Origin of the sequence: Citrobacter sp. wls757, assembly GCF_005280935.1 — a bacterium.
Lineage (GTDB): Bacteria > Pseudomonadota > Gammaproteobacteria > Enterobacterales > Enterobacteriaceae > Citrobacter > Citrobacter portucalensis.
On sequence record NZ_SZWU01000020.1, the window covers coordinates 201,013 to 210,871 of the forward strand.

Consider the following 9,859-nt stretch of genomic DNA (forward strand, 5'->3'; position numbering starts at 1 on the left):
GTGTCGTCAGCGTTTGACCATGAAAACTGATAGCCAGCTCATCACCGCTGTTTAACGGCCCAACGCCCGCTGGCGTCCCCGTCAACACAACATCGCCCGCTTTGAGAGTAAAGAAACGACTCATGTAGGCAATCAAAGGAACGATGTGATGGATCATATCCGCCGTGGTGCCGTGCTGGCGCTGCTCACCGTTAACCATTAACCCGAGCATCGTATCCTGAGGATCACCATTAAATTCCGCTACCGGAATAAACCCTGACAGCGGGCAAGAGTTATCAAAGCCCTTCGCTTTTTCCCACGGTTGCCCCGCCTTCTTCATTTTGCCCTGAATATCACGCAGGGTCAGATCCAACGCGACGCCATAGCCCGCAATGGCTTTGCGCACATGTTCTTCCGTCGCCTGACGTAGGGTCGCGCCAATTAGCACAGCCAGCTCAACTTCATGGTGAACCGAACCCATATCAGATGGGATCACCAGCGGCTGGCGTAAATCGCACAGCGCGGTTTCCGGTTTAATAAACAGCACCGGCTCTTCCGGGGTACTTCCGCCCATCTCTTTAATATGATTAGCATAGTTACTCCCTACGCAAACCACCTTACTCACCGGATAATCCAGCAGAGCACCATGCCAGTTATGATGTTGATACATTACTTTCCCCTAACGTAGTTATCAATTTCAGGTACTGCATCGATGGGGCGTGCTGCTGCCGGATGCAGTTTAACGTTTATCGTCTGGTGTATTTTGTTTCGTCGCGGCCAGATGCTGTTTAAGTAAATCTTCTGGCGGCGGTGGTATTTGTAAATAATAGCCCTGCTCGGTGAGTGCCTGTTTTACTTTTTCCAGATCGGCATTAACCAGCTTTTTACGGCCATCAAGCGGCAACATCATTGCCAGCGTCGGCTGACCAAATCCTTTCATCAGTTCTTCAGGAACTCGCGAGAAATCGTCTTTTTTTTCGACATATAAATAGGTCTGGTCACGTTTACTGCTTCGGTAGATCACACAAAACATATCTTTTACTCTGAATTCACGGAATGGTGGCTTGCCTCAATATAATACTGACTATAACATGCCTTATAGTCTTCGGAATATCACCCCGCGCTGGGGATGATAAATAGCAAATTGAGTAAGGCCAGGATGTCAAACACGCCAATCGAGCTTAAAGGCAGTAGCTTCACCTTATCAGTGGTTCATTTACATGAAGCAGAACCCGAGGTTATTCGTCAGGCGTTGGAAGACAAAATCGCGCAGGCACCTGCTTTTTTAAAACATGCTCCCGTAGTGGTTAACGTGAGTGGTCTTGAAAGCCCGGTAAACTGGTCAGCGCTGCAGAAGGTTGTCGCGTCTACCGGATTGCGCATTATCGGCGTTAGCGGATGCAAAGACGCCAGACTCAAGGCTGAAATCGACGAAATGGGTCTTCCTTTACTGACTGAAGGTAAAGAAAAAGCTATTCGTCCTGCGCCCGTTGAGGCCCCGGCTCCCGTCGCTCCGCCACAAAACGTTACTCCCATCACTAAAACACGATTAATAAATGTGCCGGTTCGTTCCGGTCAGCGCATTTATGCACCACAATGTGATCTGATTGTTACAAGCCACGTCAGTGCAGGCGCAGAGCTTATCGCTGATGGCAATATTCATGTTTATGGAATGATGAGAGGCCGTGCGTTGGCAGGCGCAAGCGGTGACCGGGAAGCGCAAATTTTTTGTACCCATCTGACGGCAGAACTGGTGTCTATCGCAGGTGTTTATTGGCTGAGTGATAAAATCCCAGCAGAATTTTATGGCAAAGCGGCACGTCTGCAATTAGCAGAGAACGCTTTGACAGTTCAACCGTTGAATTGATCCCTTTTTAACAAGGAATTTCTATGGCACGCATTATTGTTGTTACTTCGGGTAAAGGGGGCGTTGGCAAAACCACCTCCAGCGCGGCCATCGCTACAGGTTTGGCCCAGAAGGGAAAGAAAACTGTCGTTATTGATTTTGATATCGGCCTGCGTAATCTTGATCTGATTATGGGTTGTGAACGCCGCGTCGTTTACGACTTCGTCAACGTTATTCAGGGCGATGCGTCGTTAAATCAGGCGCTAATCAAAGATAAGCGTACCGAAAATCTCTTTATTCTTCCGGCCTCACAAACTCGCGATAAAGACGCGCTGACGCGTGAAGGCGTCGCGAAAGTTCTGGACGATCTGAAAACGATGGAATTCGACTTCATCGTCTGCGACTCTCCGGCGGGTATTGAAACTGGTGCGCTGATGGCCCTGTATTTTGCCGATGAAGCGATTATTACCACCAACCCGGAAGTCTCCTCTGTACGTGACTCTGACCGTATTCTGGGTATTCTGGCGTCGAAATCTCGTCGCGCGGAAAACGGTGAAGATCCAATTAAAGAGCATTTGTTACTGACGCGCTACAACCCTGGCCGCGTAAATAAAGGTGACATGCTGAGCATGGAAGACGTACTGGAAATTCTGCGAATCAAGCTGGTTGGCGTGATTCCTGAAGATCAGTCGGTCCTGCGCGCGTCTAACCAGGGTGAGCCGGTTATTCTCGACATCAATGCTGATGCCGGTAAAGCCTATGCTGATACCGTAGACCGTCTGTTGGGAGAAGAACGTCCTTTCCGCTTCATTGAAGAAGAGAAGAAAGGTTTCCTCAAACGCCTGTTCGGAGGATAAGTTATGGCATTACTGGATTTTTTTCTCTCGCGGAAAAAGAGCACAGCGAACATCGCTAAAGAGCGACTGCAGATTATTGTTGCGGAACGTCGTCGTAGTGACGCCGAGCCACATTATTTACCGCAGCTGCGCAAGGATATTCTCGACGTTATCTGCAAGTATGTACAAATTGATCCCGAAATGGTCACAGTACAACTTGAACAAAAAGACGGCGATATTTCGATCCTCGAACTTAACGTGACATTACCTGAAGCAGAAGAGTCTAAATAAGCTCTTTTGTCGCTAAATCATGGTTACGAAAAAGGCAGATTATTCTGCCTTTTTTATTTTCTGTCTCTGACTAACCTATCGAGCATTTATTCCAAAGTAAACTTTGGGTAGTTTTCGGCAAAATAGCGGCGCAAATACTCAACCGTAATACGGATTTTTGCCGACGTCGCCAGCCGGGAGACATAAACCGCCCATATATTGGCGGGTTGATAATACTCAGGCAATATATGCACCAGATGTCCGCTGGCAATGTTGTCGCAAACGTCCCACCACGAACGCAAAGCAATTCCCTGCCCATCCAGACACCATTGATGTACCACTTCGCCATGGTTAGACGACAGCGGCCCCGTAACCTTTATTGAGTGTGCGCCCTCTTTATTACGCATTTGCCAGATACCAAACGGATGGTCGCGTTCTTTAATAACCAGGCAGGGGAAAGTAGAAAGATCGTTCAGTTGTTTCGGCACTCCATGCCGCGCCACAAATCCCGGCGAGGCGCACAGAATACGATAGTTAGTCGCCAGCTTGCGGGCAATCAGGTTCGGCGCGATATCATCCCCGATACGAATATCGAGATCGACGCCCTCATTGACCATATCTACCAGACGGTCTTCAACATCGAACCTCAGTTCTAACTGCGGGTACTCTTTTGCCAGCGCAGACAGCGCCGGAGCGACCACCCGGCGGCCAAAACCAAAGCTACTGATAATTCGTAGCATCCCCTGCGGGATCTGCCTGGCATCGGACAGCTCGTCCATCATCTGATCGACATCCTGCAGGATCCGCTGTGCCCATTCGTAGATCCGCTCCCCCTCTTCCGTGATGGTTACGCGCCGCGTTGTTCGGTGCAACAGCACCACGTTCAGCGTTTGCTCCAACAGGGCAACGCGCTTACTGATAAAAGCCGGAGATACGCCCAGCTCTTCGGCAACGGCGGCAAATCCCGCACGACGTGCAACCAGCATAAAGACGCGTAAATCATTTAGCAGCGGCAGATTATTCATGATCTGTGTTTTATGTTTCACCAGTTAGGGGGATTAACTATTAATCAGTCAATTATAGGATACGGGGAAAGTCAATTTTGATGGCGTACAAGTGAGAGCTGCTATGAAGAAAACCTGTCGTATTGCCGCTATCCCCGGAGATGGCATTGGTAAAGAAGTCCTGCCTGAAGGCATTCAGGTGTTGCAGGCAGCCGCCGAGCGTTGGGGGTTGTCACTCAGCTTTGAGCAAATGGAATGGGCCAGCTGCGAGTACTACGCCCATCACGGAAAGATGATGCCGGATGACTGGCATGAGCAGTTACAATCCTTCGATGCTATCTATTTTGGTGCCGTTGGCTGGCCGGACACCGTGCCGGACCACATCTCATTATGGGGCTCGCTGCTTAAGTTTCGCCGCGAATTTGACCAGTATGTCAACCTGCGCCCGGTACGCCTGTTTCCAGGCGTACCTTGCCCGCTGGCAGGCAAGCAGCCAGGAGACATTGATTTCTATGTGGTGCGCGAGAACACCGAGGGAGAATACTCTTCACTCGGCGGACGCGTAAGCGAAGGTACAGAACACGAAGTGGTTATCCAGGAGTCGGTCTTCACCCGTCGCGGCGTCGATCGTATATTGCGTTACGCTTTCGAGCTGGCACAAAATCGCCCGCGCAAAACCCTGACCTCGGCGACCAAATCCAACGGCCTGGCTATCAGCATGCCGTACTGGGACGAGCGCGTGGAAGCAATGGCGCCTCACTATCCCGAGATCCGTTGGGATAAACAGCATATTGATATACTCTGCGCCCGCTTTGTGATGCAGCCGGAGCGTTTTGACGTGGTGGTTGCCTCCAACCTGTTTGGCGACATCCTCTCCGATCTCGGTCCAGCCTGTACCGGAACGATTGGCATTGCGCCTTCAGCCAACTTAAACCCGGAACGCACCTTCCCGTCTCTGTTCGAGCCAGTGCACGGTTCGGCCCCCGATATCTACGGCAAGAACATCGCCAACCCTATAGCGACTATCTGGGCTGGCGCCATGATGCTCGACTTCCTTGGCAACGGTGATGCTAACTATAAAGCCGCCCACGACGGTATTCTGGCGGCAATTGAGCAGGTTATTGCCAGCGGCCCGAAAACACCGGATATGAAAGGCAATGCCACCACCCAACAGGTTGGCGAGGCCATCTCTCGGGCATTGCGTTAGAGGTCAAACCACGGAATATGAGCCGCGTCACTGACGCGGCTTTTTTATGCTTTTTATGGCACCAATAACCTGCGCCAATTCACCTTTTATTATTTCCGTTCTGTGTTTTATTGCTTCACGCATCGAGCAATTGTTTAATTCATGTAAAGAACAAATAATAAAATTGTTAAATACAAGATCACTGATTCCCTACAGCATGATAACAACGACAGGCTAATGCCATACGCGGGCAACTGTGCCCAGGAGATCCCATGTTGAGCAACGTTAAGAAAAAAGACATGCCGCTGATAGCCATCAGTCTGGTGGCTATTCTTTTCATCGCCGCCACACTTAGTCTCTTCCCTCAGCAGTCTGCACAAGTCGCAAATACCCTTTTTAACGGCGTTACCCGTATGCTGGGTTCCGCCGTGCAGATCCTCGTTCTGATGGCGATGGGTCTGGTCGTCTGGCTGGCCACCAGCAAATACGGCAACATTCGTCTTGGAGAAGGAAAAGCGGAATACAGCACGCTGTCCTGGCTGTTTATGTTTATTTGTGCCGGACTAGGTTCCTCCACGCTCTACTGGGGCGTTGCTGAGTGGGCCTATTATTACCAGACCCCGGGTCTGAATATCGCTCCGCACTCGCAAAAAGCGCTGGAATACAGCTTACCCTACTCTTTTTTCCATTGGGGAATCAGCGCCTGGGCGACCTATACGCTGGCTTCATTAACCATGGCCTACCACTTTCATGTGCGGAAAAACAAAGGGCTGAGCCTGTCCGGAATAATCGCCGCTATCACCGGCGTGCATCCGCAGGGCGTCTGGGGCCGGCTGGTTGATTTGATGTTCCTGATCGCCACAGTTGGCGCGTTAACCATCTCTCTGGTTGTCACCGCCGCCACCTTTACCCGTGGTTTATCTGCTCTCACGGTTTTACCGGATAACTTCACAGTACAGGCGTTTGTTATCCTGTTCTCTGGCGGCATTTTCTGTCTGAGCTCCTGGATTGGCATCAACAACGGCTTGCAACGTCTGAGCAAAATGGTCGGCTGGGGGGCGTTTTTACTGCCGCTGTTGGTGCTGATTGTCGGCCCGACCGAGTTCATCACCAACAACATCATTAACGCCATCGGTCTGACGACACAAAACTTTTTGCAGATGAGTCTGTTCACCGACCCGCTCGGCAACGGTGAGTTCACCCGCAACTGGACGGTGTTCTATTGGCTGTGGTGGATCTCCTACACCCCTGGCGTGGCAATGTTTGTCACTCGCGTATCCCGTGGTCGCAAAATCAAAGAGGTTATCTGGGCGTTAATCCTGGGTAGTACCGTTGGCTGCTGGTTCTTCTTTGGCGTGATGGAAAGCTATTCCATTCACCAATTTGTGAACGGTGTGATCGACGTACCGCAGGTTATGGCCACGTTAGGCGGCGAAACAGCCGTACAGCAAGTGCTGATGTCGTTGCCTGCCGGGAAACTGTTCCTGGTGGCGTATCTGGCGATCATGATTATTTTTCTCGCCTCGCATATGGATGCCGTCGCCTACACCATGGCGGCCACCAGCACGCGTAACCTGCAGGAAGGGGAAGATCCGCAGCGTAGCTTACGTCTGTTCTGGTGCGTGGTCATCACCCTGATCCCATTATCAATTTTGTTCACCGGCGCGTCCCTGGAAACCATGAAGACCACGGTGGTTCTGACCGCACTTCCCTTCCTCGCCATTCTGTTGGTGAAGGTTGGCGGTTTTCTTCGCTGGGTACGGCAGGACTATGCCCACGTTCCTGCACATCAAATTGAAGGTCATCTCCCCGAAACGCCAGTGGACGTCCCCGTCGCACCACCGGCCGGGACATTACTCAAAGGCGACAATTAAGCGCCAGTAAAAAATCCTCTTACTCACAAATTAAAGGTATTCCAATGAGCAATCTGAGCCCTGAGTTTATTCTGCCGCAAAATTTCTGTGCCAACCCGCAGGACGCCTGGACTATCCCTGCCCGGTTCTATACCGACCATCAGGCCTTCGAGCACGAGCAGGAGAAAGTGTTCGCTAAGAGCTGGATTTGTGTAGCCCACAGTAGCGAACTGGCGAAACCCAATGACTATGTAACCCGGGAAGTGATTGGCGAGAACATCGTGCTGGTACGTGGTCGCGATAACGTGCTGCGCGCGTTCTACAACGTTTGCCCGCATCGTGGTCATCAACTGTTGAGCGGCGAAGGGAAAGCGAAAAATGTGATTACCTGCCCTTACCACGCCTGGGCATTCAAGCTTGACGGTAACCTGGCGCATGCACGTAACTGCGAAAACGTTGCCAACTTCGACAGTGAGAAAGCACATCTCACCCCGGTACGGCTGGAAGAATATGCCGGATTCGTGTTTATCAACATGGATCCGAACGCGGGCAGCGTGGAAGAACAACTCCCAGGTCTTGCAGACAAAGTTATCGAAGCCTGCCCTGATGTGCATGACCTGAAGCTGGCGGCGCGCTTTACGACCCGAACTCCAGCCAACTGGAAGAATATTGTCGATAACTATCTGGAGTGCTACCACTGCGGCCCGGCTCACCCTGGTTTTTCCGACTCGGTTCAGGTTGATCGTTACTGGCATACTATGCACGGCAACTGGACGCTACAATACGGTTTCGCCAAACCGTCAGAGCAGTCATTTAAGTTCGAAGAGGGTGTTGATGCCGCCTTCCACGGTTTCTGGCTGTGGCCGTGCACCATGCTCAACGTTACGCCAATCAAAGGCATGATGACCGTTATCTACGAATTTCCAGTGGATGCAGAAACTACGCTGCAAAACTATGACATCTACTTCACCAACGAAGAACTGACCGAAGAGCAGAAACAACTGATCGAATGGTATCGCAACGTCTTCCGCCCTGAAGATTTACGTCTGGTTGAAAGCGTCCAAAAAGGGTTGAAATCGCGCGGGTATCGCGGTCAGGGCCGCATTATGGCCGACACCAGCGGCAGCGGTATCTCCGAACATGGCATTGCCCATTTCCATAATCTGGTCGCGCAGGTGTTTCAGGAATAACCAGAGGCTGTAACGACAGATTCCGGCGCATCGTTAAGCCGCGCCGGACAGATTTTTTAGGGAGTGCCGCAATGTCTGATTATCAAATGCAAGAAGTCCGGGTCAGCCGGATTGAGACGATTACCGCGCAGGTAAAACGCTTTACTTTAACGGCGACATCAGGCGAGCCGTTGCCCGCGTTTCAGGGTGGCAGCCATATTATCGTGCAGATGCGCGATGGCGAGAATCTGTACAGCAATGCATACTCGCTGATGAGTTCACCCTTTGATACGAGCACCTGGCAAATCGCCGTACGACTGGAGGAAGCATCCAAAGGCGGCTCACGATATCTGCATCAAAACGTGAAACCCGGCGACACGCTCACGATCTCCACACCAAACAATCTGTTCGCCCTCGCTCCTCAGGCACAACAACATCTGTTGATTGCTGGAGGTATCGGCATCACACCGTTTTTATCGCATATCCCGGAGCTGGAACATTCTAAGGCGCAATGGCAACTGCATTATTGCTCTCCCAGTCAGGACAACTGCGCGTTTTATGACGAACTCCTGCAGCACCCCAGCGTCGATCGTATTCATCTGCATCTGTCAAGCGCAGGGACCCGCCTTGATTTATCTCGCCTGCTGGCCGATGTCGAACCCGGCACACATATTTACACCTGCGGGCCAGCAGTGCTCAACGATGCCGTCAGAGAAGCGGCTTCCCTCCATAGACTGGACAGCAATACGCTACATTTCGAACAATTTGCGCTGGAAGATAAAAGCGGTGATGCCTTTACCCTGGTTCTGGCGCGTTCAGGACACGAGTTTGTGGTCCCGGAAGAGATGACCATTTTGCAGGTTATCGAAAATAACAAAGCCGCGCGCGTTGAGTGCCTGTGCCGGGAAGGTGTTTGCGGCACCTGTGAAACGACGATTCTTGAAGGGGAAGCGGATCACCGCGATCAGTATTTCAGCGACGACGAAAAAGCCAGCCAGCAAAGCATGCTTATTTGCTGCTCACGCGCCAAAGGTAAGCGCCTGGTGCTTGATTTGTAGCGTTGCGCAGGCCGGGTTAGCAATGGCGCAACCCGGCGAGCCTGGTGACTTACTGCGGATATTCCTGCAGCAGCGCGTTGAGACGATCGGACATCAGTTCGCCACGCCAACCGGAAACCAACTCCGGCAGGGTCTGCTGCGGCTTTAATTTCCAGTGCCAGTTGAGTAGCTGGTTGATTTGACGGCGTGAAGCCAGCAGTTCGACGCTAAGATTATGCTCAGTACTCACCTCGGCAACCAGCGCCTTAATGGCTTTAAACGCTTTGCGGTATCCAGGCATATCCATCAAATTCAGCAGCGGCTGTGGCAGTGATTCTTCCGGTAAAGCCTGCGCTTTTTCTACCAGAGAAATCAGCGTTTTGCCGTGGAAGCGAATTTCACTACCGGAAAGGCCGAGGCTGTCCAGTTCACCCAGACTCCCTGGCATATAACGAGCGACCGACCACAGGTGTTCTTCACGCACTACAAAGTTCACTGCCAGATCGCGCTCACGTGCTTTACGCAGTCGCCAGTCGGCAAGCAGTTGCAAGCAGGCCAACTGACGGGTACGCAGCTGCCAGGCGTTAGTGATATCGCGCCATGCGTCTTCAGGCGCCAGAACTTCCTGGCGACGCTGCTGCATTAAGCGACATTCGTCCAGTGCGGCTGGCAGCCAGCC

General features: G+C 51.8%; 11 protein-coding genes. 7 read left to right on the forward strand and 4 right to left on the reverse strand.

All coding sequences use genetic code 11. From position 1 onward, the window contains the following. A partial coding sequence (locus tag FDW94_RS06915; protein WP_137377392.1) for a fumarylacetoacetate hydrolase family protein occupies positions 1 to 649 on the reverse strand: 649 nt, incomplete at its 3' end. Positions 650 to 718: 69 nt separating this feature from the next. After that, positions 719 to 1,012 (reverse strand): YcgL domain-containing protein, encoded by a 294-nt coding sequence (locus tag FDW94_RS06920; protein WP_003833735.1) that lies wholly within the window; start codon positions 1,010 to 1,012, stop codon positions 719 to 721. A gap of 126 nt (positions 1,013 to 1,138) precedes the next feature. Here FDW94_RS06920 and minC point away from each other — a divergent pair, with 126 nt between their 5' ends. The 3 genes from minC to minE are packed head-to-tail and all read left to right on the forward strand — an operon-like array spanning position 1,139 to position 2,952. Then, the gene (minC, locus tag FDW94_RS06925; protein ID WP_003833736.1) at positions 1,139 to 1,846 is read left to right on the forward strand and encodes a septum site-determining protein MinC; all 708 of its coding nucleotides are present in this window, start codon (positions 1,139 to 1,141) and stop codon (positions 1,844 to 1,846) included. A gap of 23 nt (positions 1,847 to 1,869) precedes the next feature. After that, positions 1,870 to 2,682 (forward strand): septum site-determining protein MinD, encoded by an 813-nt coding sequence (gene minD, locus FDW94_RS06930; RefSeq protein ID WP_003020956.1) that lies wholly within the window; start codon positions 1,870 to 1,872, stop codon positions 2,680 to 2,682. Between the two features lie 3 nt (positions 2,683 to 2,685). Beyond that, the gene (gene minE / locus FDW94_RS06935) at positions 2,686 to 2,952 is read left to right on the forward strand and encodes a cell division topological specificity factor MinE (protein WP_003833739.1); all 267 of its coding nucleotides are present in this window, start codon (positions 2,686 to 2,688) and stop codon (positions 2,950 to 2,952) included. An 86-nt stretch (positions 2,953 to 3,038) separates the two neighbouring features. Here the strand turns inward: minE and FDW94_RS06940 are convergent, their stop codons facing one another. Continuing rightward, positions 3,039 to 3,956 (reverse strand): LysR family transcriptional regulator, encoded by a 918-nt coding sequence (locus FDW94_RS06940; protein WP_137377350.1) that lies wholly within the window; start codon positions 3,954 to 3,956, stop codon positions 3,039 to 3,041. 103 nt (positions 3,957 to 4,059) lie between these two features. On the opposite strand from FDW94_RS06940, the gene FDW94_RS06945 reads away from it, so the two are divergent. The 4 genes from FDW94_RS06945 to FDW94_RS06960 all read left to right on the forward strand — a co-directional run bounded on the left by FDW94_RS06945 (position 4,060) and on the right by FDW94_RS06960 (position 9,201). Next, positions 4,060 to 5,142 (forward strand): tartrate dehydrogenase, encoded by a 1,083-nt coding sequence (locus FDW94_RS06945; protein WP_137377351.1) that lies wholly within the window; start codon positions 4,060 to 4,062, stop codon positions 5,140 to 5,142. A 251-nt stretch (positions 5,143 to 5,393) separates the two neighbouring features. Further along, positions 5,394 to 6,995, forward strand: coding sequence for a BCCT family transporter (locus FDW94_RS06950; protein WP_137377352.1), 1,602 nt, complete (start codon positions 5,394 to 5,396; stop codon positions 6,993 to 6,995). A gap of 44 nt (positions 6,996 to 7,039) precedes the next feature. After that, the gene (gene yeaW / locus FDW94_RS06955) at positions 7,040 to 8,164 is read left to right on the forward strand and encodes a carnitine monooxygenase, oxygenase subunit YeaW (protein ID WP_003833746.1); all 1,125 of its coding nucleotides are present in this window, start codon (positions 7,040 to 7,042) and stop codon (positions 8,162 to 8,164) included. 71 nt (positions 8,165 to 8,235) lie between these two features. Then, on the forward strand, positions 8,236 to 9,201 hold the full coding sequence (locus FDW94_RS06960) for a PDR/VanB family oxidoreductase (protein ID WP_071446200.1): 966 nt from the start codon (positions 8,236 to 8,238) through the stop codon (positions 9,199 to 9,201). A 49-nt stretch (positions 9,202 to 9,250) separates the two neighbouring features. Here the strand turns inward: FDW94_RS06960 and FDW94_RS23935 are convergent. Then, a partial coding sequence (locus tag FDW94_RS23935; RefSeq protein ID WP_249358337.1) for an HRDC domain-containing protein occupies positions 9,251 to 9,859 on the reverse strand: 609 nt, incomplete at its 5' end.

Excerpts from the sequence above, each read along its gene's own strand:
- FDW94_RS06950 (WP_137377352.1), top strand. The coding sequence starts at position 5,394 with ATGTTGAGCAACGTTAAGAAAAAAGACATGCCGCTGATAGCCATCAGT.
- minD (WP_003020956.1), top strand. The coding sequence starts at position 1,870 with ATGGCACGCATTATTGTTGTTACTTCGGGTAAAGGGGGCGTTGGCAAA.
- FDW94_RS06945 (WP_137377351.1), top strand. The coding sequence starts at position 4,060 with ATGAAGAAAACCTGTCGTATTGCCGCTATCCCCGGAGATGGCATTGGT.
- FDW94_RS06920 (WP_003833735.1), bottom strand. The coding sequence starts at position 1,012 with ATGTTTTGTGTGATCTACCGAAGCAGTAAACGTGACCAGACCTATTTA.
- minE (WP_003833739.1), top strand. The coding sequence starts at position 2,686 with ATGGCATTACTGGATTTTTTTCTCTCGCGGAAAAAGAGCACAGCGAAC.
- FDW94_RS06940 (WP_137377350.1), bottom strand. The coding sequence starts at position 3,956 with ATGAATAATCTGCCGCTGCTAAATGATTTACGCGTCTTTATGCTGGTT.
- yeaW (WP_003833746.1), top strand. The coding sequence starts at position 7,040 with ATGAGCAATCTGAGCCCTGAGTTTATTCTGCCGCAAAATTTCTGTGCC.
- FDW94_RS06960 (WP_071446200.1), top strand. The coding sequence starts at position 8,236 with ATGTCTGATTATCAAATGCAAGAAGTCCGGGTCAGCCGGATTGAGACG.
- minC (WP_003833736.1), top strand. The coding sequence starts at position 1,139 with ATGTCAAACACGCCAATCGAGCTTAAAGGCAGTAGCTTCACCTTATCA.